Raw genomic sequence first — 22728 nt, forward strand, 5'->3', positions numbered from 1 at the left:
ACGACAACGCCAGCCTTCAATGCGCGAATCGCCGTAATCATTCGGTTTTGCCGCCACTGAGGCGTTCAAAAGCCTGATTAGTCCGTGTGACGAAACCTGTATCGGCACGAATCACAAAGAATGCACCAATGTTGTGTTTTTCCGCGTAGTCCCAACCCCGCTCGGGGCCGAGAATCAGCAACAGCGTCGATAAGCCATCGGCCATCAGGGTTGAAGGAATAATCACCGTGACCGAGGCGAGGTTGTGGGTGATCGGCGCACCGGTGCGGGCATCGAAGGTGTGGGAGTAACGCTGGCCGCCCTGTTCGAAATAATTACGGTAGTCGCCAGAGGTGGACACACCGTAGCCGTCGACATTAATGATGCGTTCAGCCACTTGTTGATCGTCCCGTGGTTCCTCCAGGGCGATCTTCCACGGCGAACCGTCGAGCTTTTTACCGACAGCCTTGAGTTCGCCGGTGGCTTCGGCGAGGTAGCTGTGGATGCCCAGCGCTTCGAGTCTGGCGGCAATGGTGTCCACCGTGTAACCGGCGGCAATGCTGTTGAAGTCAACCTCGATGGCGGCGTCCTTGCAGAGCTGATCGCCGTTAATGCGCAGGTGCCCGTGACCGACGCGCTTCATTACCTCGGCCAACGCTTCGGCGCTCGGGACTTTTTCTTCTCGACCCTGCGGACCGAAACCCCAGAGGTTCATCAGCGGTTCAACAGTCAAGTCGTAGGAGCCTTCGCTTTGCAGCGACAGCTGCTCGCCGACGCGGACCAATTCGAGGATCGGCGCGGGCATTGTCTGACAGCTATTGGCAGGCAGATCGTTGAAACGCTCGATGTCCGAGTCGCTGCGGTAGGTGGACATTTGCCGGTCGACGTCGGCGAGGATGCCTTCTACTTCCCTGCGAACTTGCGATGAATCGGGACCACCTGCATGACGCACGTACTTAATCGAATACGTGCTGCCCATGGTAGGGCCACCGAAACTCTCGATCGAATCGCCATTGCCACAACCCGCCAATACGCCAGCCAGCATCACAAACCCGCCCCATCGTCCAATGAACAATTCTTCATCTCCCCGCAAAACCGCGCCAGCCATTATGAATCAAAGGGCCCGCTCGCTCCCAACGGATGCAACGCGCTTCTAAAATCCAATAAAGAGTATCTAAAAATGTCCACTTCCACGGGCAAAGGCAAGGCGATCTTTCGCGTTGTCAGCGGTAACTTTCTCGAGATGTTCGACTTCATGGTCTACGGCTTTTATGCCACGGCCATTGCCAAGACCTTCTTCCCGGCCGACAGCGCCTTCGCATCCCTGATGCTGTCCCTGGCGACCTTCGGCGCCGGGTTCCTGATGCGTCCGCTGGGTGCGATTTTTCTCGGCGCCTATATTGACCGTCATGGTCGTCGCAAAGGGCTGATCATTACCCTCGCGTTGATGGCTGCCGGTACGGTGCTGATTGCCTGCGTGCCGGGTTACGCCACCTTGGGTGTCGCCGCGCCGCTGATCGTGCTGTTCGGTCGTCTGTTGCAAGGCTTCTCGGCGGGCGTGGAACTGGGCGGTGTGTCGGTCTACCTGGCCGAGATTGCTACTCCAGGCCGCAAGGGCTTTTTCGTCAGTTGGCAGTCCGCCAGCCAACAAGCCGCCGTGGTTTTCGCCGGTTTGCTGGGTGTGGGCCTGAACCACTGGCTCAGCCCGGAACAAATGGGTGATTGGGGCTGGCGCGTGCCGTTCCTGATCGGCTGCATGATCGTACCGGTGATCTTCGTGATCCGTCGCTCGCTGGAAGAAACCCCTGAATTCCAGGCGCGTAAACACCGCCCTACCCTCCAGGAAATCGTCCGTTCGATCGGTCAGAACTTCGGTATCGTTTTCGCCGGCATGGCGCTGGTGGTCATGACCACCGTATCGTTCTACCTGATCACCGCCTACACCCCGACCTTCGGTAAAGCCGAACTGCACCTGTCAGATTTTGATGCGCTGCTGGTCACCGTGTGCATCGGCGTGTCGAACTTCTTCTGGCTACCAGTGATGGGCGCGCTTTCCGACAGGATCGGACGTAAACCCCTACTGTTGGCGGCGACGATTCTGGCGATCCTCACGGCCTACCCTGCCCTGTCGTGGCTGGTGGCCAACCCGAGCTTCAGCCATTTGCTGATCGTCGAGTTGTGGCTGTCATTCCTGTATGGCTCGTACAACGGCGCCATGGTGGTCGCCCTTACCGAGATCATGCCGGTAGAAGTTCGTACAACCGGTTTCTCCCTGGCCTACAGCCTGGCGACCGCAACCTTCGGCGGCTTTACGCCGGCGGCGTGCACCTACCTGATCCACATACTGGACAACAAGGCTGCGCCGGGTATCTGGCTCAGCGGTGCAGCAGTGATGGGGTTGATCGCGACGCTGGTGCTGTTCCGTGGCAACCGGCATGAACTGCGGACTGCGCAGGCCGCAGTGGTCGGCGGCACCCGATAGGACGCCATCACGAGCAAGCTTTGCTCCTACAACGGGATTTGTGAACGCCACCTATCCAATGTAGGAGCAGAGCTTGCTCGCGAAGAGGCCAGCAGCGACAACACACCTCTAAAAGGCACACAAAAAAAAAGCCCCGACCAAAGTCGGGGCTCTTTATGTGCAGCTAACGCTTAGCGCGGGAACGCTGGCGGGTTTACACCGGCCATGTCTTCCATCACGCGAACCACCTGGCAGCTATAACCGAATTCGTTGTCGTACCAAACGTACAGAACAACGCGGTTGTCTTGGGTGATGGTTGCTTCAGCGTCCACAACGCCAGCGTGGCGCGAGCCAACGAAGTCGGTGGAAACCACTTCCTGCGAATTGACGTAGTCGATTTGCTTATGCAGATCGGAGTGCAACGCCATGTAGCGCAGGTACTCGTTCATCTCTTCGCGGGTAGCGGCTTTCTCAAGGTTCAGGTTGAGAATGGCCATCGACACGTTAGGCGTCGGAACGCGGATCGCGTTACCGGTCAGCTTGCCGGCCAGCTCAGGCAGAGCCTTGGCAGCAGCGGTGGCAGCACCGGTCTCGGTGATTACCATGTTCAGCGCGGCGCTACGGCCACGGCGATCGCCCTTGTGGAAGTTGTCGATCAGGTTCTGGTCGTTGGTGTACGAGTGAACCGTTTCAACGTGACCGTTGATGATGCCGAACTTGTCGTTGACAGCCTTCAGCACCGGCACGATGGCGTTGGTGGTGCAGGACGCCGCGGATACGATCTTGTCGTCAGCGGTGATTTCGCCGTGGTTGATGCCGTGAACGATGTTCTTCAGCTTGCCTTTACCAGGCGCGGTCAACACAACGCGGTCGATACCCGGGCAAGCCAAATGCTGGCCCAGGCCCTCGGCGTCACGCCATACGCCGGTGTTGTCCACCAGCAGCGCGTCTTTGATGCCGTACTGGGTGTAATCCACTTCAGTCGGGTTTTTCGCGTAGATAACCTGGATCAGGTTGCCGTTGGCGGTGATGGTGTTGTTGGCTTCATCAATGGTGATGGTGCCATCGAACGGACCATGAACCGAGTCGCGACGCAGCAGGCTGGCACGTTTGACCAGGTCGTTCTCGGCGCCCTTGCGCACGACGATGGCGCGCAGACGCAGGCCGTCGCCACCACCGGTTTTCTCGATCAGGATGCGCGCCAGCAGACGGCCGATACGACCGAAGCCGTAGAGGACAACGTCGGTGCCTTTGCGAGCGGCAACGTTCTGCTGGCCAACCACGTCAGCCAGTTCTTCACGGACGAACTGCTCAGCAGTACGGCCATTGCCTTCAGCCTTGAATTTGACTGCCAGCTTGCCCAGGTCGACCGATGCGGCGCCGAGTTTGAGCTCGCTCATGGCTTTGAGCAGCGGGAATGTTTCGTGGACGGACAGTTCGCTGTCGTCGGACTGGCGATGGCGAGCAAAGCGGTGAGCTTTGAGAATCGCAATGACTGAACGATTGATCAGGCTGCGGCCATAGATCGAGCTCACCACGTTGTTATTGCGGTAGAGCTGACCGATAAGCGGAATCATCGCTTCTGCGAGTGCTTCACGGTCGATCCATTCACCAAGACACTGGTCGGGCTTCTGAGTCACGGGAACCTTCCACATATGTAGGGGCAGAAAAAAGGGGCTACATTATGCCGCCGAGTGCCTCCCGTAGCAATGCGCGCCTGTCGTGCGAGCCATAACAAAATTCCATTCAAAAAAATTACGCCGCGCTGAAGCCCAATAAAACCGGGGCCTCCAGCATCGTCAATTTTTTGGGGACAGCGCTGCCTTGTCCGTAACCATCCGAAACACCAACTCGTTTTGCCACTACATAATCGGCAATTTTCACTAAAAAACCGCTCGATTTTGTCTTTACCACTACATTTCGCTCAAGCCGCGTAATAGACACATCTGCAACTGACAGCCAGCACCAGAGGCCGCTACAATTACCGACTTTGTCGCAACGCTTGGAGCTCAACCTTCCGTGCCCGTTCTGCGTCTACCGCTTCTCCCTGCCGCGGCAGGTAAACAGCACTGGGGCAACCTGCCCGGTGCCGCCCTGAGCCTGGCCATTGCCGAGGCCGCCAGCGCTGCCAAGCGCTTTACCCTGCTACTGACCGCCGACAGCCAGAGTGCCGAACGGCTGGAACAGGAGCTGAGTTTCTTCGCCCCGGATTTACCGGTGCTGCATTTTCCCGACTGGGAAACCCTGCCCTACGACCTGTTTTCGCCGCACCAGGACATCATCTCCCAGCGCATCGCTGCCTTATATAGGTTGCCGGAGCTGACCCATGGCGTGCTGGTCGTGCCGATCACCACCGCCCTGCATCGCCTGGCGCCGACCAAGTTCCTGCTCGGCAGCAGCCTGGTGCTGGACGTCGGCCAGAAGCTCGACGTCGAACAAATGCGCACCCGGCTTGAGGCCAGCGGCTATCGCTATGTCGACACGGTGTACGAACACGGCGAATTCACTGTCCGCGGTTCGCTGATCGATCTGTTCCCGATGGGCAGCAAACTGCCGTTCCGGATCGATCTGTTCGACGACGAAATCGAAACCCTGCGCACCTTCGATCCGGACAACCAGCGTTCAATCGACAAGGTCGACACCGTACGCCTGCTGCCAGCACGTGAGTTTCCGTTGCAGAAGGACGCGGTCACCCGCTTCAAGGCACGGTTCCGCGAGCGGTTCGACGTCGACTTCCGCCGCTGCCCGATCTTCCAGGATTTGAGCAGCGGAATTACCCCGGCCGGTATCGAGTACTACCTGCCGCTGTTCTTCGATGAAACCTCGACGCTATTCGATTACCTGCCGCAAGACACCCAGGTGTTTTCCCTGCCGGGCATCGAACAAGCGGCGGAGAACTTCTGGAACGACGTGCGCAATCGCTATGAAGAGCGCCGCGTCGATCCTTCCCGTCCTTTATTGCCACCGGCCGAGTTGTTCCTGCCGGTGGAGGACTGCTTCGCGCGCCTGAAGAACTGGCCGCGCGTGGTGGCCAGTCAACAGGATGTGGAAACCGGCGTCGGCCGCGAACGTTTCCCGGCGCAGTTGTTGCCGAACCTGGCCATCGAAGCCAAAGCCACCCAGCCATTGGCCGCACTGGCGGGTTTCCTCGACGAATTCCCCGGCCGCGTGCTGTTTACCGCTGAGTCCGCGGGCCGTCGTGAAGTGCTGCTGGAATTGCTCGAACGCCTGAAGCTGCGACCGAAAACCGTCGACAGCTGGCCGGACTTTGTCGCGAGCAAGGATCGCCTGGCGATCACCATTGCGCCGCTGGACGAAGGCCTGATGCTGGATGACCCGGCGCTGGCGTTGATCGCCGAAAGCCCGCTGTTCGGTCAACGGGTGATGCAGCGTCGTCGCCGGGAAAAGCGTGCCGACGGCAACAACGATGCAGTGATCAAGAACCTCACCGAGCTGCGCGAAGGCGCGCCGGTGGTGCACATAGACCACGGTGTCGGCCGTTATCTGGGTCTGGCGACTCTGGAAATCGACGACCAAGTTGCCGAATTCCTGACTCTGCAATACGCCGAAGGCGCCAAGTTGTACGTGCCGGTTGCCAACCTGCACCTGATCGCCCGATACACCGGCAGCGACGATGCGCTGGCCCCGTTGCACCGCCTCGGCTCCGAGACCTGGCAGAAGGCCAAGCGCAAAGCTGCCGAACAGGTGCGTGACGTGGCCGCCGAGTTGCTCGACATCTACGCCCGCCGCGCCGCCCGTGAAGGTCATGCCTTCGCTGACCCGAAAGCCGATTACGCGACCTTCAGCGCCGGTTTCCCGTTCGAAGAAACCCCGGATCAGCAAACCACCATCGAAGCTGTGCGTGCCGACATGCTCGCGCCGAAACCGATGGACCGACTGGTCTGCGGCGACGTCGGTTTCGGCAAGACCGAAGTGGCGATGCGTGCTGCGTTCATCGCCGTGCACGGCGGTCGCCAGGTGGCGATTCTGGTGCCGACCACCCTGCTCGCCCAGCAACACTACAACAGCTTCCGCGACCGCTTCGCCGACTGGCCGGTGAGCGTGGAAGTGATGAGCCGTTTCAAGTCGACCAAGGAAGTGAATGCCGCCATCGCTGATCTGGCCGAAGGCAAGATCGACATTGTTATCGGCACCCACAAACTGCTGTCCGACGATGTGAAGATCAAAAACCTCGGGCTGGTGATCATCGACGAAGAGCACCGCTTCGGTGTCCGTCAGAAAGAACAGCTCAAGGCCCTGCGCAGTGAAGTCGACATCCTCACGCTGACTGCCACGCCGATTCCGCGCACGCTGAACATGGCGGTGTCGGGCATGCGCGACCTGTCGATCATCGCTACGCCGCCGGCCCGTCGCCTGTCGGTGCGGACCTTCGTCATGGAGCAGAACAAAAGCACGGTCAAGGAAGCCCTGCTCCGTGAACTGCTGCGTGGCGGCCAGGTTTACTACCTGCACAACGACGTGAAAACCATCGAGAAATGCGCCGCCGACCTCGCCGAACTGGTACCGGAAGCTCGGATCGGCATCGGCCACGGGCAGATGCGCGAACGCGAACTCGAACAGGTGATGAGCGACTTCTACCACAAGCGCTTCAACGTGCTGATCGCCTCGACCATCATCGAGACCGGCATCGACGTGCCAAGCGCCAACACCATCATCATCGAGCGTGCCGACAAGTTTGGCCTGGCGCAACTGCACCAGTTGCGCGGCCGGGTCGGTCGCAGTCACCACCAGGCATACGCGTACCTGCTGACGCCGCCGCGCCAGCAAATTACTTCGGACGCGGAAAAGCGTCTGGAAGCGATCGCCAACACCCAGGACCTCGGCGCGGGCTTCGTGCTCGCGACCAACGACCTGGAAATCCGTGGCGCCGGCGAACTGCTGGGCGACGGCCAGAGCGGGCAGATCCAGGCCGTCGGCTTCACGCTGTACATGGAAATGCTCGAGCGCGCGGTGAAGTCGATCCGCAAGGGCGAACAACCGAACCTCGATCAGCCGCTGGGCGGTGGTCCGGAAGTCAATTTGCGGGTACCTGCGTTGATTCCCGAGGACTACTTGCCGGACGTTCATGCGCGATTGATTCTCTACAAACGCATCGCCTCGGCCACGGACGAGGAAGGCCTCAAAGACCTGCAAGTGGAGATGATCGACCGTTTCGGCCTGCTGCCAGAGCCCACCAAGAACCTGGTGCGGATCACGCTGCTGAAATTGCAGGCCGAACAACTGGGCATCAAGAAAGTCGACGGTGGCCCGCAAGGCGGTCGAATCGAGTTCGCGGCGCAGACTCCGGTCGACCCGTTGACGCTGATCAAACTGATCCAGAGCCAACCCAAACGCTACAAATTCGAAGGCGCCACGATGTTCAAGTTCATGGTGCCCATGGAGCGTCCGGAAGAACGCTTTAATACTGTAGAGGCGCTGTTTGAGCGCCTCCTCCCGAAAACTGCTTGAAGGACGCCGCATGCGCCTGTTTCTCTCACTGACATTGTTGATGACGCTGGCTGCCCCCTCGGCGTTTGCCGATGATAAGTATCAGGTTGAAATGATCCTGGTCCGGCAAAACGCCGTGCCGGCGATTGTCAGTCGTGCCGCGCCGGAAGGTTGGGCGGCCGGTGCACAACGCATCAACCCGGACAGCCTGCGCACGCCGAGCCTCAATGGCGAAGTGGAAAAACTCACCGCCAGTGCCGACTACACGGTGCTGCTACACAAGGCCTGGCAACAGGAACTGGGTGAAGAAGCCAGCAAAATCGCGATCAGCGACGGCAAGGAACAGTACGGCCAATTCCCGATCGAGGGCACGCTGGACCTGAAACTGGGGCGTTTCACCGACGTCGACGCCGACTTCTGGGTCAACCAGATCGACGCCAACGGCATGGTCACCGCCAGCGAACGCCTGAAGCAGGAAAGCCACACCAAGAACGGCCAATTGAATTTTCTCGATAACGGCCACTTGGGCCTGTTGATCAAGATCACTTCGTTGACCGCACCTGCGCCTCGGCCAGCCCCCGAACAAATTCCGGACTGATTGAAGTCCCTATGCCCCCGACCCTGAGCAAACCCCTCGCACCTTCCTGGGTCAGCCGATTCAAGGAACAGAGCCTGGAGCGCGGCCGTCGCTACGCCCTGGAAAACCGGGTACGCATCGCCCAGGTCGGCGACGCGACGATCATCGCCGCTTGCGAAGGCTCTGGCGGTAACGTTTACCGTCAGACCATTCGCCTGCGCGAGTCGGCCAAAGGCACGTTGCTGATGATCGACGCGACCTGCACCTGCCCGGTCCACAGCAACTGCAAACATTGCGCAGCGGTGCTACTGAAAGTCCAGGAAACCCTGGCCTACCCCGCCGCCGCGCAAGACGCCGAACTGCTGGAAAAACTCCAGGCCGTACTGGAAAACCGCAGCCCGAAGGCGTTGCCGCAAGTGCTGGTGGATAACGTGCAACCGGTGCCGCGCCTGTGGCTGGCGAGTATCGAGTTCAGCGCCTTCGAACCGCGCAACGGCAAGATGCAGCGCTACATCCAGCATCGTGCGGCGCTGTCCTTCAGCTATCTGGATGAATACGTTTCCGGGCAGAAAAATGCCGACATCCTGATTCGCCAAGAGACACAGACTTTACGGATAAAACGTCACCCGGAAGTCGAACAGGCCTACAGGGAACAGCTACGAATCCTCGGTTTCAAGATCGCCACCCGCCAAAGCAAAGCCTTGCCGGAAAGCGCTGGCGAACTGTTCGAGATGGTCAACGACAGCGCCTGGCTGACTTTCACCCTCAACGAACTCCCGAAGCTGCGCACCCAAGGCTGGGAATTGCAGATCGACGAGGATTTCGGCTTCGACCTGACCGCAGTGGACGACTGGTACGCCACCGTCGAGCAGGTACCGGAACGCGACTGGTTTGATCTGGAACTGGGGATTATCGTGAATGGCGAGCGGCTGAGCCTGCTGCCGATCCTGTTAAACCTGATGCGCTCGCACACCGAAATTCTCAACCCGGAACGACTGGCCCGACGTCGCGACGACGAATTGATCCTGGTGAACATCCCGAATCGCCCGAACTCCGAGTACGGTCCGCTGCAAGTCGCCCTACCCTTCGGCCGCTTGAAACCGGTGCTGGCGACCCTTGGCGAGTTCTACCTGCAAGGGCCTGGCGAAACTACGCTGCGCCTGAGTAAGGCCGACGCTATCCGGCTGAATCCGCTGGAAGACATGCCACTATTGTGGGAAGGCGGCGAGCAGATTCGCACCTTTGCCCAGCGTCTGCGGGACATCAAGGACTTTACATCGACCGCGCCGGAAGGTTTGAACGCCACGTTGCGGCCGTATCAGCTCGAAGGTCTGAGCTGGATGCAGTCGTTGCGACAACTGGAAGTCGGCGGGATTCTCGCGGACGACATGGGTTTGGGTAAAACCCTACAGACCCTGGCGCACATTCTCAGCGAGAAAATCGCCGGCCGCCTGGATCGGCCATGCATGGTGGTGATGCCCACCAGCCTGATCCCCAACTGGCTCGACGAAGCGGCGCACTTCACACCACAGCTAAAAGTGCTGGCCCTGTATGGCGCCAGCCGCAAAAAACACTTCGAGAGTCTGACCGATTACGACCTGATCCTGACCACCTACGCGCTGCTGCCCAAGGATGTCGAAACCCTCGCGGCAGTGCCATTGCACGTGCTGGTCCTGGATGAAGCGCAGTACATCAAGAACCCCAACAGCAAGGCCGCCCAGGCTGCTCGTGAACTGAATGCGCGCCAGCGCCTGTGCCTGAGTGGCACGCCACTGGAAAATCACTTGGGCGAGCTGTGGTCGCTGTTTCACTTCTTGCTGCCCGGCTGGCTTGGCGATGTGAAAAGCTTCAACCGCGATTACCGCGTGCCGATTGAAAAGCGCGGCAGTGAAGTACGACTTCAGCACCTCAACGGTCGGATCAAACCGTTTCTGCTGCGCAGGACCAAAGAACAGGTCGCGACAGAACTGCCACCGAAAACCGAGATTATCCATTGGGTCGAACTCAACGAAGCGCAGCGCGACGTGTACGAAACCATGCGCCTGGCCATGGACAAAAAAGTACGCGACGAGATCACCCGCAAAGGTGTGGCCCGCAGCCAGATCATCATTCTTGAGGCGCTGCTGAAGCTGCGGCAGGTGTGTTGCGATCTTCGCCTGGTCAACGATGCCGTCCTGCCCACTCGCGGCAGCACGTCTGGCAAGCTCGACAGCTTGATGGAGATGCTGGAAGAGCTGTTTGAGGAAGGTCGGCGGATTTTGCTGTTCTCGCAGTTCACGTCAATGCTGGCGTTGATCGAGGATGAACTGAAGAAGCGTGGCGTTGAATACGCAATATTGACCGGACAAACCCGCGACCGGCGCGCGCCGGTGAAGGACTTCCAGAGCGGCAAGCGTCAGATTTTTCTGATCAGCCTGAAGGCTGGCGGCGTGGGCTTGAACCTGACCGAAGCCGATACGGTGATTCACTACGACCCGTGGTGGAACCCGGCGACGGAAAACCAGGCGACTGACCGGGCTTATCGCATCGGCCAGGAAAAACCGGTGTTCGTCTATAAGTTGATTGCTCGGGGCACGGTGGAAGAGAAGATTCAACATCTGCAAAAGGAAAAGTCCGACCTGGCGGCTGGCGTACTGGATGGACGCTCAGCCGGGGACTGGAAGTTGCAGAGTGATGATATCGAGGCGTTGTTTGCGCCGTTGCCGGACAAACTGGAAAAGCGCTGAGATGTTTGTCGCCTGTTAAATAGCTATCGCGAGCAAGCTTTGCTCCTACAGGTGGACGCCGCTGATCCCTGTAGGAGCAAAGCTTGCTCGCGAATGGCTCACCTCGGTCTAACGGTTAAAACCCAGGCTCAACCCTTGGAAACAGGCAGCGGGGCGAACAGCGCCTCAATATCACTCTGCTCAAGCTTCAACCCACCCGTCGCTCCACCTTCGAGCACCGCTTCGGCCAGGATGGCTTTTTCCTGTTGCAGTGCCTGTATTTTTTCTTCAACCGTGCCCCGGGCAATCAGCTTGTAGACAAACACAGGCTTGTTTTGCCCAATCCGGTAGGCACGGTCGGTGGCCTGATTTTCGACCGCTGGGTTCCACCAAGGATCGAAATGAATAACCGTATCCGCCGCCGTCAGGTTCAGACCTGTGCCGCCGGCCTTCAAACTGATCAGAAACAGCGGCACTTTACCGCCCTGGAAGTCCTTGACCGGCGTGCGCCGATCCGTCGTTTCACCGGTCAACAATGAGTAGGCGAGGCCACGCTGCTGCAATTCCTCTTCAATCAAGGCCAGCATTGACGTGAACTGCGAAAACAGCAAAATCTTGCGACCTTCGCTGAGCAGTTCTTCCAGCATTTCCATCAAACTGACCAGCTTTCCACTGCCTGCACGAAGTGCCTTTGCCGTGAGCGGCGTTTTGATCAAGCGCAGATCGCAGCAGACCTGACGGAGCTTGAGTAGCGCATCAAGGATAATGATTTGACTGCGCCCCACGCCACTTCGGGCAATTTCGTCGCGCACCTTTTTGTCCATCGCCACGCGTACGGTTTCATACACATCCCGCTGCCCATCGCTGAGATCAACCCAATGCACGATCTCGGTTTTCGGCGGCAATTCGGTAGCCACCTGATCTTTCTTGCGACGTAGCAGGAAGGGCTTAATTCGGGCCGTCAGATGCTGCATCCGCTCACTGTTGCCGTGCTTCTCGATCGGCGTGCGGTAGTCGCGATTGAAGGTTTTGCTGTCGCCAAGCCAACCGGGCAACAAAAAGTGAAACTGGGACCACAGCTCGCCGAGGTGGTTTTCCAATGGTGTGCCGGACAGACACAGTCGCTGGCCAGCCTGTAGATCACGGGCAGCCTGCGCAGCTTTGCTTATCGGGTTCTTGATGTTCTGCGCCTCATCGAGAATCAGCACACTCCAGTCCTGTGGCTGCAATACTTCCAGATCCCGCGGCAGCAACGCGTAGGTGGTCAACACCAAATCGTATTCGGCAAGACCGGCAAAGTCTTTTTGCCGCGCCGAGCCATGCAGTGCCAAAACCTTCAGTTGCGGGGTAAAGCGTGCAGCCTCGTCGATCCAATTGGGGATCAGGCTGGTGGGCATCACGACCAGTGCTGGACGATCAAGCCGTCCAGCCTGTTTTTCCGTCAACAAATGCGCCAGGGTTTGCAGGGTTTTCCCCAGTCCCATGTCGTCGCCGAGGATGCCGCCGACTCCTAGCTCGCGAAGGGTTTGCATCCAGTTCAGCCCTTCCAGCTGATACGGTCGCAGTGTCGCCTTGAGACCCTCGGGAGCCGGAACATGAACATGCGTCGACTCACGCAATCGCTGCGCAAAACTGCGCAGTCGCTCGCCGCCCTGCCAAACCAGCGGCACGCCTTCCAACACACTCAACCGCGCGGCGTCTGGAGCACTCAAACGCAGTGAATCGCCCAGGTGCACACCCAGATACAACTCGCCAAGGGTGGCCATCAGCGGCTTGATCCGACCATAGGGTAGCGCGACTTTGCCACTGATTTTATTGCTATAACGACCAGCGCCCAACTCCACCAACAGCAGTTCATCATCGCCGCGCTGAGCGAGTTTCGCTGGATCGAGAAGCAGCGGCTGAGTGCGTAATAGATGCAGCAAGATCGGCAACAGGCTGTGACGTTCACCGTTAACGACGATGCCCAGTTGCAGATCAAACCACTGATGCCCCGACTCTTCCTCAACGTCTGCATACCACTGCTCTACAGGCTGCACGTTGAAGTGAAAGCCAGGCCTGACGTCAACCTGCCACCCTGCCTCGCGCAGCACGGGAATCCCGTTCTGCGCAAATGCGAGCCAAGCTGAATCATCGGACAAATTAAACCGCTCACCCGGATGATTAACGCCACTTTTACGCGCTGACTTCTTCAAACCGTGTTTCTGCAGTTGCTGACGCAATGCTTTTTCGGCGGCAGGCTGACGTTGAATACGCAGGGTTTCAACGCCCGAAAGGATCAACACTTCCGGGTTGCGGTCTTCGGCAGGATGCCCGTCATAGGTGAACAGTAATGCCGCACGGTGTTCCGCTGGGTAACGCCAGGGCTTGGTGCTTTCGATACTGACAAGTGTCAGATGAGCCTTGGGCAACACATCGTCGATGATTCGTTCCGACAGCTTGTGTGGTGGGGCCACTTGAGTTGCCGCACTCATCCGATGACTGAACTGCATTGCCTGACGGGCGGGAATTTCCGGTGCCAACGCCAGATGACAGGCAAGTTTCTCATCGAGTTCATTAAACAGTGGGCCGATTTGTTGCCGCTCGCGATCCAGATAATGAAGCGGCTCGAGCGCAAGCACGGTTTCTGCCGACGCCTCATCGCTGCTCCACTGCGGGCGAAAACTGCCATTGGCTTGCTCGGCCCAGGCGAACTGCGCGCTTCTTCTTGGGCCCGCATTCAGCGGCTGCAACGCTTCAAAATCCAGAAACAGTCGCGACGTTCGCAACAGCATTTCGAGCAACTCGGCGCCACTGCTGCCGTCTAGCGGATAGCCGCTGTAATACGCATGATGGGAGTGCATGGCCACCAGCAACCGCGCAATCCGCAAATCGAGCTCGGTCAGATAACCGGGCTGACGCATTAACAGGTCTGATAGCGAAAACAACGGTTTAACGTCGCGCAGTTCGCCACTCTTGAGTTGGTAGACCTTGAAAATTTCTACCAGCCATTTGCCTGTAACCGGCGTTGCCTTGAGCTTGTAAAAAAGCCGGGTACTGGCCGCTTGCGGGGTTTCTTCAGCAGGCTGGGTCGCCACAGGAATACTGGAGAGCCAGTGCTCCAGTGATCGACTGAGTTGAACCGGGGCATCACTTTCAGGCGTTTTGTCGGCGCGAGCCTGCAAGTGAAAGAGTACCGCCGCACTGTGCTTGCAGTTGATCTCGACCGGGCAGGAGCAAAAGCAACGCAGACCGAATTGCTCGCGATGATCTTTAACCAGATAGATGACCTGTTGATAAACGTAATTTTCAGATCCGGCGCAGGCCGCCTCTATCATTTCGTCATCGACTGACTGAATTTCTATCCGATCCTCAACGGCGTAATCGCGAGCCTTGGCCAGAGCATTTCGGCTGAATGCCTCAGTCCACGGCAGCGAGTGAAGCTGTTCGATGATGATCGTCATGAGGTTTATCTGTCCTTCAACCCGCCAGCACCCGCGCCAACGTCGACTTCACCTTGCCCATCCCGTCATGCAGCGCCTGCTCGATCTCGGCCATGGTGATCACTTCCGTGGTCTTGCCCGCTGCCGGGTTCACTACCAGCGACAAACAGGCGTAGTCCAGTTCCAGTTCGCGAGCCAGCACCGCTTCCGGCATACCGGTCATGCCGACGATGTCGCAACCATCACGCTCCAGACGCACGATCTCCGCCACAGTCTCCAGGCGCGGGCCTTGCGTGCAGGCGTAAACGCCCTGATCGCTGAACTCACAACCTTCAGCGGCCAGCGCTGCAATCAATTGCTGACGCAGCGGTTCGCTGTAGGGGAAGCTGAAATCGATGTGCGTGACGTGTTCAAGGTCATCGGCGAAATAAGTGTGTTCGCGACCGCTGGTGTAATCGATCAGTTGATGGGGCACGCAAAAATGTCCGGTGCCCATCGCGGCATGAATCCCACCCACGGCGTTGACCGCGAGAATCGCTTCGGCACCGGCCTGCTTCAGCGCCCAAAGGTTGGCGCGGTAGTTCACCTGATGCGGAGGGAAACGATGCGGGTGACCGTGGCGCGCAAGGAACAGCACTTCCTTGCCGGCGTACTCACCGATCTGCACCTCGGCCGAAGGTGGGCCGTAGGGCGTGTCTACTGCAAGTGACTGACGAATGCTCAGACCTTCGAGTTGAGTCAGGCCGGTACCGCCGATAATCGCGTAAATCGTCATAACGAAACGTCCTTAATCAATCAGTTGAGCTTCTTTGAGCGCGCCGACAGCGGTCAGCCAGCGCGGATCTTGGCGGTATTCAGTGCCAGCGAAGGACTGCCCGCGCATCCGCGCGATACGCGCCGACGGCTTGACCTTCATCCGCTGGACGGCGCTCAGGGCCAATTCCGCAGCTGCGCGGTCGTTGCACACCAAGCCCATGTCACAACCAGCGGTCAGCGCGGCTTCGATACGGCTGGCAGCATCGCCGACTACATGGGCACCGGCCATGGAAAGATCGTCACTAAAGATGACACCATCGAACTGCAACTCGCCACGCAGGATGTCCTGCAACCAGCGCCGGGAGAAACCGGCGGGCTGGGAATCGACTTGTGGATAAATAACGTGTGCCGGCATGACAGCGGCCAGTTGTTTGCTCAGTCGAGCGAACGGCACCAAGTCTTTAGCGCGGATCTCGTCGAGGCTGCGCTCGTCGTTGGGAATGGCGACGTGAGAATCCGCCTCAGCCCAACCGTGACCCGGAAAATGCTTACCAGTGGCCGCCATACCAGCACTGTTCATGCCGCGGATGAAGGCGCCGGCGAGCAGCGCTGCACGCTCGGGATCGCCTTCGAACGAGCGGGTGCCGACTACAGCGCTGCGCTGGTAATCAAGGTCCAGCACCGGGGCGAAGCTCAGGTCGAGGCCGACGGCGAGGACTTCGGTCGCCATGATCCAGCCACACTGTTCGGCCAGGTATTCAGCATTTGGATTGTCGGCAATGGCGCGCATGGCCGGCAGCCGCACAAAGCCCTGGCGCAGACGCTGGACCCGACCGCCCTCCTGGTCCACTGCCAGCAGTAGATCAGGACGAATAGCGCGGATTGCGGCGCTCAGCTCGCGCACCTGTCGCGGGTGCTCGATGTTGCGGGCGAAAATGATCAGGCCGCCCACTTCAGGCTGACGCAACAATTGGCGATCTTCGGCCGTCAGCCAGGTACCGGCGACGTCCACCATCAACGAGCCTTGCAGGCCAGCAGTCATAGAGATTCCTTGAAAACGAAAAACCCGCCTCGCACGGACTCGCCGCCATGGGCTGTGCCCGGCAGGTCGGCGATATCAATGGGAAGCGGGTTCAAAACGAGAGTCGGCATGGGCGGCTAGCTTAGCGGATGTCAGCTGCCGCGCCCACCCGTGTACGGTTAAACCTTGGCGGCAGCCGGGACCGATTTACTGCGCGGACGCAACTGCGCGGTGGCCATGGCCGTATCGGTGACGCCGGTTTCGGCACGCATGCCGGCGGCCAGGAACGGCACCATCAGGCGCATCACCTGCTCGATGGAGGTGTTGACGCCGAAATCGGTCTCGGCAATGGCGCGCAAGGCCTTGATCCCCGACATGCTGAACGCTGCAGCGCCGAGCATGAAGTGCACGCGCCAGAACAGTTCGATCGGCGGGATACGCGGCGCAGCTTCGTTGACCAGCATCATGTAACGACGGAACACTTTGCCGTACATATCTTCCAGATAACGACGCAAGTGGCCTTGGCTCTGACTGAAAGCCAGACCCAGCAAACGCATGAAGATAGAGAGGTCATTGCCGCTGCGCGGCTGCACCACCAGGGCTTGCTCGACGAGGATTTCCAGCAGCTCTTCAAGCGTCGGCTTGTTTTCCGGCTTGGCCTGACGCCGCTCCAGCTCCTTATCGAGGCTGATGCAGAACGGCCCGAGAAAGCGCGAGAAAACCGCTTGAATCAGCGCCTTTTTGGAGCCGAAATGATAGTTCACCGCCGCCAGATTGACCCCGGCCTTGCTGGTGATCAAACGCAACGAGGTTTCGGCGAAACCTTTTTCCGCGAACAACTGCTCGGCAGCATCGAGAATGCGTTCAACGGTTTCCGACTGGGCCATGACTACTCCGCCTGACAAACACTTGTTTGAAACATACGTTTCAGCCTAGGCGTTGTCAAGCCTGGCGGTTCGTTTTGGGAATGGTCGGTCAGCTATTTAACCATACAACAGCAACGCGTTAATCAGTCGAGGAACAGACCGTCCAGCGGCAGGCAAAAAAAGGGGCATTGCCAAGCGCAGTTCACTGTATATAATCCCAGTCACTGTATAAAAAGACAGAGCGATCACTATGATAAAACTGACGCCACGCCAAGCAGAGATTCTGGCCTTCATCAAACGTTGCCTCGACGACAACGGCTACCCACCAACCCGCGCGGAAATCGCGCAGGAACTCGGGTTCAAATCGCCAAACGCGGCTGAAGAGCACCTCAAGGCGCTAGCCCGCAAGGGCGCGATCGAGATGACCCCGGGCGCCTCCCGTGGCATCCGCATCCCCGGCTTCGAAGCCAAGGCCGACGAATCCACTCTGCCGATCATTGGCCGTGTGGCTGCCGGTGCGCCCATTCTGGCCCAGCAACACATCGAAGAGTCCTGCAACATCAACCCGACCTTCTTCCATCCGCGTGCCGACTATCTGCTGCGGGTTCATGGCATGAGCATGAAGGATGTGGGCATCTTCGACGGCGACCTGCTGGCCGTTCACACCACCCGTGAAGCCCGCAATGGCCAGATCGTGGTAGCGCGGATCGGCGATGAAGTGACCGTCAAGCGCTTCAAGCGCGATGGCAGCAAGGTTTGGCTGATAGCCGAAAATCCCGAGTTCGCCCCCATCGAAGTCAACCTGAAAGATCAGGAACTGGTGATCGAAGGCTTGAGTGTCGGCGTGATTCGCCGCTAAAGGAGGCTTTATGCAGTTCCCACACACACCACAGCAAGCCCAACTGCCGTTGTTCGAGGCGTTCATGGCGCAACCGCTGGCGCCGATCCTGAAGAACGTGGTCGAGTCGCCCTGGAGCGCAGAACCCGAGGTCTTCAGCGAACTGTCACTGCGTGGTGCAGCAGGGAGCTGCCTGAACCTTCTGGCGCCGATTCTCCGGGAGTTGAGTCAAGACCAGGATGCACGCTGGCTAACCCTGATCGCCCCACCGGCCAGCCTGACCCAGGCTTGGCTGCGGGACGCCGGCCTGAATCGCGAACGCATCCTGCTACTGCAACCGCGCGGCACCCAGAGCGCTCAACAGTTGACCTGCGAAGCCTTGCGATTGGGCCGCAGCCACACGGTCGTTAGCTGGCTCAACCCGCTGAACGCCAGTGCACGGCAACAGCTGATCAGCGCCGCCCGCACCGGGGACGCTCAAAGTCTGAATATTCGATTAGGCTAACTGACAAATAATGCGCGCCTTGAACAGCGCCGGGCTTCTCCAAGGATAGAGAAGCCGATCTGTAGCGGTATCAGCAGAAACCGACGGGCGGGATCAATGCAGGATCCGCGGCTCTTCATCTTTATTGAATTCGCCTTCAACCAGGCGCCCCGCCATCTGCACACCGACGCTTAACATCGCTTTGGCGACTTCCACGTGATTGCCTTGCAGGAACGCTTTGGCGTCCTCGGAGAAATCCAAAGTAACCAGAGAACCCTCGTCCTCAGCCCTGCGCAGCTCGATTCGGCCGTCTGGTAACTCGACAATTTCTAGAAAGGACGTTGGCATAAAGGTCTGTTCTCCACGAAAGGCGGGGATTATATAGGCATCGGCCAAGCTTCGCTCGGGATCTTGACCAGAAGTCATCGCGAAGAAATATCTGTTAGCACTCATTCCAAAACGGACAGCCCAACAGGTCATCCGTCTCATCGATCAATCCGTTAGCACTCGTTCAACCCTTCACGAAAGCGAATCGCCAACCCCTTCAGGTTCTGACGCCAGCTCTCCAACTCCTCTCGACTCAGCTCTTGAGGCGCCTCTTCTTCGTCCAGGTTAACCGCCATGATCAGTGGCTGTGTCACGTCACCCTTCGGCTTGTGCGGCACCCGCGGTGGCTGAAACAGTGCGGCATGGGCTGCCAGCAGCTTGGCCAGCCAGGTTTCCGAATTGTTGGCCAGTTCGACCAGCTCAGCCATTTCCGGAATGGCGATGGCTTCCAGCACTTCGCGAGTCAGCAACATCTCCGCTCGCGGCGCATTCGCCTGAGGCAAGCGATAGAAACCGGCGATTTCATGGCACAGCCCCAGCAACGCACCATAAAGGTGAAACAGCGCCGATTCGCGCCCGGCCTGAATCAGCGCCAGGGAGTTCATCGCCCGCCCCTCTTCGACTCTGGCGAGCGCTTCGAGCGACAGGCCGGCGAAATAAATTTTCTGGTTGGTACGGGTATAGAGTTCGTGGGCCATGACGGCAGCCTCCACAGCGAAATAATTGCTTCACACAGGTCGGACAGTGTCGTGGATCACCCGATCTGACCGCAAGCCCAAAACAAAAGGCCGCATGAAAATCCGAGGATTGTCATGCGGCCTTTTATGTACAGCTTCTTTTTAAGCTTTAGCGGCTGGCCGCTTGTCTTCAACCTTCCACTTACCGCCGTCGTAGTACGCCTTCCAACCGGTCGGCTTGCCGTCGACTTCAGTCTGAACGTACTGCTCTTTGGTTTTGCGGCTGTAACGGATCACGGAAGGCAGGCCATCCGGATCCTTCTTCGGCGCTTCACAGAGGAAGTGGTACTTCGGATCGATTTCATCCTTGTGCGGCACGATCTCGATCACCAGCGGAGCACGAGTCTCGCGGTTTTTCGGGAACTGGCTCGCCGCCAGGAACAGGCCGGATGCGCCGTCGCGCAGGATGTAGGTGTCGTTGACCTTTTCGCATTTCAGCTCAGGCATCTTCACCGGATCCATCTTCGGCGGTGCCGCATCACCGCTTTTCAGCAGTTTGCGGGTGTTTTTGCACGTCGCATTGGTGCAACCGAAGAACTTGCCGAAACGACCGGTCTTGAGTTGCATCTCGCTGCCGCACTTGTCGCATTCCAGGCTCGGACCTTCGTAGCCCTTGATGCGGTAAGTGCCTTCTTCGATTTCGTAGCCAGAGCAATCCGGGTTGTTACCGCAGATATGCAGCTTGCGCTTCTCATCCAGCAGGTAAGCGTCCATCGCCGTGCTGCAGATCGGGCAGCGGTGCTTGCCGCGCAGGACCAGGGATTCCGACTCACCTTCGTCGTCCGCAGCGATTTCATCGCCCGGCACCAGGTTGACGGTGGCCTTGCAGCGCTCCTTCGGCGGCAGGCTGTAGCCCGAGCAGCCGAGGAACACACCAGTCGACGCAGTACGAATCTGCATCGGACGGCCGCATACCACGCATGGAATGTCAGTCATCACTGGCTGGTTGGCGCGCATGCCGCCTTCAGCGCTTTCGGCTACTTCGAGCTTCTTCTTGAAGTCGCCGTAGAACTCGTCGAGCACGTTTTTCCAGTCGCGTTCGCCCTGGGCCACGTCATCGAGGTTCTCCTCCATGCCGGCGGTGAAGCCGTAGTCCATGAGGTTGGAGAAGCTCTCGGCCAGACGCTCGGTGACGATATCGCCCATCTTTTCTGAGTAGAAACGACGGTTGTGCAGTGCCACGTAGCCGCGGTCCTGGATGGTCGAAATGATCGCTGCGTAGGTCGAAGGACGACCGATGCCGCGTTTTTCCATTTCTTTTACCAGGCTCGCTTCCGAATAACGGGCCGGCGGCTTGGTGAAATGCTGGGTCGGATCAAGCTTGATCAGCTTCATCGCGTCGCCCTGAACCATGTCCGGCAGCACGTCGTCATCACCTGGCTTGGCGATTTGCGGCATGACGCGGGTGTAACCGTCGAACTTCAGGATGCGGCCCTTGGCACGCAACTCGAAATCACCGGCACCCACAGTCACCGTGGTCGACAGGTATTGCGCAGGCAGCATCTGGCAAGCGAGGAACTGGCGCCAGATCAGCTCGTAGAGCCGCTCAGCGTCACGCTCCATGCCCGACAGCTTGCTTGGCTCGGTATTGGCGTCGGAGGGACGAATCGCTTCGTGAGCCTCTTGTGCGCCTTCCTTGCTGCTGTAGACGTTCGGATTTTCCGGCAGGTACTTCTTGCCGAATTCGCCTTCAATATAAGTACGCGCCATCGCCACCGCATCAACCGAGAGGTTGGTGGAGTCGGTACGCATATACGTGATGTAGCCAGCTTCGTACAAACGCTGGGCCATCATCATGGTTTTCTTCACACCGAAGCCCAGGCGGTTGCTCGCGGCCTGCTGCAGGGTGGAGGTGATGAACGGTGCCGACGGCTTGCTGCTGGTCGGTTTGTCTTCACGCTTGACGATGCTGTAGCTGGAAGACTTGAGCTTCTCCAGCGCGGCCATGGCTTGGGTTTCGTTGAGCGGCTTGAAGGCTTCGCCTTTCTCGCGAGCCACGTCAAAGCGCACGGTGGCGCCCTTGGCGGTGCCGAGGTCAGCGTGAACTTCCCAGTACTCTTCCGGGTTGAACGCGCGGATTTCTCGCTCACGCTCAACGACCAGTTTTACCGCAACCGACTGCACGCGACCGGCGGACAGGCCGCGAGCGACCTTGGCCCACAGCAGCGGCGAAACCATGTAACCGACCACGCGATCAAGGAACCGCCGCGCCTGCTGGGCGTTGACACGGTCAATGTCCAGCTCGCCTGGTTTGGAGAAAGCTTCCTGAATCGCCTTCTTGGTGATTTCGTTGAACACCACGCGCTTGTAGCGGCTGTCGTCACCACCGATGGCTTCGCGCAGGTGCCAGGCAATGGCTTCCCCCTCGCGATCCAAGTCGGTTGCGAGATAGATGGTGTCAGCATCTTTGGCGAGCCGGCGCAGCTCTTCGATGACCTTCTCTTTGCCCGGGAGGATCTCGTACTTGGCTTTCCAGCCATGATCGGGATCGACACCCATGCGCGAGACAAGCTGCTTGCGCGCTTTCTCTTTCGGCGTGAGCACCGGACCTTCACCCGCGGCAGCCTTGCCGCGCTTGGCGGCTGGCTCTTTGCTGGCGCTAGCCGAACCGCTGGTGGGCAGGTCTCGGATATGGCCGATACTCGACTTCACCACGTATTGGTTACCCAGATACTTGTTGATGGTCTTGGCCTTAGCCGGGGATTCCACAATGACCAGCGATTTGCCCATGGATCAGAAAATTCCTGAATTCTAGAAGTGAAAGGCGGTTGGCGCCTGACGCGGCACCGCTATATATAGTGGCTACAAGGTGAGGTCAAGCGCAGGGTTTTGCGCGCACTCAGCTTATGGCTTGGAAAAAAGGCTCGGTTCGGCTTGCACCAAAGCAAAGCGTGGGACCTGTTCGCCGTCAACCTCGACCGACTCCAGGAACATGCTCAAGGGACGCACCCAAAAGCCGTAATCGCCATACAGGGCTTGGTAGAAGACCACTTCTTCTTCGGTCTCGGAATGCCGCGCAATGCTGAATACGCGGTACTGCGGACCTTTGTAATGCTGGTAGAGCCCAGGTTGTATCGGCATGGTTTGGCCCTCACTCAAATCTTTTC

General features: G+C 58.8%; 16 protein-coding genes. 6 read left to right on the forward strand and 10 right to left on the reverse strand.

The window, feature by feature from the left end; translation table 11 throughout:
- Nucleotides 1–37: 37 nt before the first annotated feature.
- Nucleotides 38–1024 (reverse strand): FAD:protein FMN transferase, encoded by a 987-nt coding sequence (locus JFT87_RS23490; RefSeq protein ID WP_242487341.1) that lies wholly within the window; start codon nucleotides 1022–1024, stop codon nucleotides 38–40.
- Between the two features lie 135 nt (nucleotides 1025–1159).
- Here JFT87_RS23490 and tcuC point away from each other — a divergent pair, with 135 nt between their 5' ends.
- The gene (gene tcuC / locus JFT87_RS23495) at nucleotides 1160–2461 is read left to right on the forward strand and encodes an MFS transporter (protein WP_201204960.1); all 1302 of its coding nucleotides are present in this window, start codon (nucleotides 1160–1162) and stop codon (nucleotides 2459–2461) included.
- Between the two features lie 170 nt (nucleotides 2462–2631).
- Here tcuC and JFT87_RS23500 read toward each other — a convergent pair whose 3' ends face one another.
- Nucleotides 2632–4095, reverse strand: coding sequence for a glyceraldehyde-3-phosphate dehydrogenase (locus tag JFT87_RS23500; RefSeq protein ID WP_131059940.1), 1464 nt, complete (start codon nucleotides 4093–4095; stop codon nucleotides 2632–2634).
- Between the two features lie 364 nt (nucleotides 4096–4459).
- Between JFT87_RS23500 and mfd the strand changes: the two genes are divergently transcribed.
- The 3 genes from mfd to JFT87_RS23515 are packed head-to-tail and all read left to right on the forward strand — an operon-like array spanning nucleotide 4460 to nucleotide 11191.
- Nucleotides 4460–7909: a transcription-repair coupling factor gene (gene mfd / locus JFT87_RS23505; RefSeq protein ID WP_201204962.1), complete on the forward strand. Its 3450-nt coding sequence runs from the start codon at nucleotides 4460–4462 to the stop codon at nucleotides 7907–7909.
- Between the two features lie 10 nt (nucleotides 7910–7919).
- Complete coding sequence (locus tag JFT87_RS23510; RefSeq protein WP_201204964.1) at nucleotides 7920–8486, forward strand: CsiV family protein; 567 nt, start codon at nucleotides 7920–7922, stop codon at nucleotides 8484–8486.
- Nucleotides 8487–8497: 11 nt separating this feature from the next.
- Nucleotides 8498–11191 (forward strand): DEAD/DEAH box helicase, encoded by a 2694-nt coding sequence (locus JFT87_RS23515; protein WP_201204966.1) that lies wholly within the window; start codon nucleotides 8498–8500, stop codon nucleotides 11189–11191.
- Between the two features lie 128 nt (nucleotides 11192–11319).
- On the opposite strand, the gene JFT87_RS23520 is transcribed toward JFT87_RS23515, so the two are convergent.
- The 4 genes from JFT87_RS23520 to JFT87_RS23535 all read right to left on the reverse strand — a co-directional run bounded on the left by JFT87_RS23520 (nucleotide 11320) and on the right by JFT87_RS23535 (nucleotide 17256).
- A complete protein-coding gene (locus tag JFT87_RS23520; RefSeq protein ID WP_201204968.1) occupies nucleotides 11320–14613 on the reverse strand; it encodes a DEAD/DEAH box helicase in 3294 nt (1097 codons plus the stop codon).
- 16 nt (nucleotides 14614–14629) lie between these two features.
- Nucleotides 14630–15367: an S-methyl-5'-thioinosine phosphorylase gene (locus tag JFT87_RS23525; protein ID WP_201204970.1), complete on the reverse strand. Its 738-nt coding sequence runs from the start codon at nucleotides 15365–15367 to the stop codon at nucleotides 14630–14632.
- 12 nt (nucleotides 15368–15379) lie between these two features.
- Nucleotides 15380–16378 carry a beta-N-acetylhexosaminidase gene (gene nagZ / locus JFT87_RS23530; protein WP_201205327.1) on the reverse strand — a complete coding sequence of 333 codons (999 nt, stop codon included), beginning with the start codon at nucleotides 16376–16378 and terminating at the stop codon, nucleotides 15380–15382.
- A 170-nt stretch (nucleotides 16379–16548) separates the two neighbouring features.
- Complete coding sequence (locus JFT87_RS23535; RefSeq protein ID WP_201204972.1) at nucleotides 16549–17256, reverse strand: TetR/AcrR family transcriptional regulator; 708 nt, start codon at nucleotides 17254–17256, stop codon at nucleotides 16549–16551.
- A gap of 229 nt (nucleotides 17257–17485) precedes the next feature.
- Here JFT87_RS23535 and lexA point away from each other — a divergent pair, with 229 nt between their 5' ends.
- Both lexA and sulA read left to right on the forward strand, forming a co-directional pair.
- On the forward strand, nucleotides 17486–18094 hold the full coding sequence (gene lexA / locus JFT87_RS23540) for a transcriptional repressor LexA (protein WP_201192821.1): 609 nt from the start codon (nucleotides 17486–17488) through the stop codon (nucleotides 18092–18094).
- Nucleotides 18095–18104: 10 nt separating this feature from the next.
- Complete coding sequence (gene sulA, locus JFT87_RS23545) at nucleotides 18105–18578, forward strand: SOS-induced cell division inhibitor SulA (RefSeq protein ID WP_201204974.1); 474 nt, start codon at nucleotides 18105–18107, stop codon at nucleotides 18576–18578.
- Between the two features lie 93 nt (nucleotides 18579–18671).
- Here sulA and JFT87_RS23550 read toward each other — a convergent pair whose 3' ends face one another.
- The 4 genes from JFT87_RS23550 to JFT87_RS23565 all read right to left on the reverse strand — a co-directional run bounded on the left by JFT87_RS23550 (nucleotide 18672) and on the right by JFT87_RS23565 (nucleotide 22702).
- Complete coding sequence (locus JFT87_RS23550) at nucleotides 18672–18905, reverse strand: hypothetical protein (protein WP_123403749.1); 234 nt, start codon at nucleotides 18903–18905, stop codon at nucleotides 18672–18674.
- Nucleotides 18906–19057: 152 nt separating this feature from the next.
- Complete coding sequence (locus JFT87_RS23555) at nucleotides 19058–19582, reverse strand: DUF6586 family protein (protein ID WP_201204976.1); 525 nt, start codon at nucleotides 19580–19582, stop codon at nucleotides 19058–19060.
- Nucleotides 19583–19723: 141 nt separating this feature from the next.
- Entirely contained in the window at nucleotides 19724–22351 is a 2628-nt protein-coding gene (gene topA / locus JFT87_RS23560) for a type I DNA topoisomerase (protein WP_201204978.1), read from the reverse strand.
- A gap of 114 nt (nucleotides 22352–22465) precedes the next feature.
- The gene (locus tag JFT87_RS23565) at nucleotides 22466–22702 is read right to left on the reverse strand and encodes a DUF1653 domain-containing protein (protein ID WP_046047845.1); all 237 of its coding nucleotides are present in this window, start codon (nucleotides 22700–22702) and stop codon (nucleotides 22466–22468) included.
- Nucleotides 22703–22728 lie beyond the last annotated feature (26 nt).

Origin of the sequence: Pseudomonas sp. TH15, from assembly GCF_016651105.1 — a bacterium.
Classification (GTDB): Bacteria; Pseudomonadota; Gammaproteobacteria; order Pseudomonadales; family Pseudomonadaceae; genus Aquipseudomonas.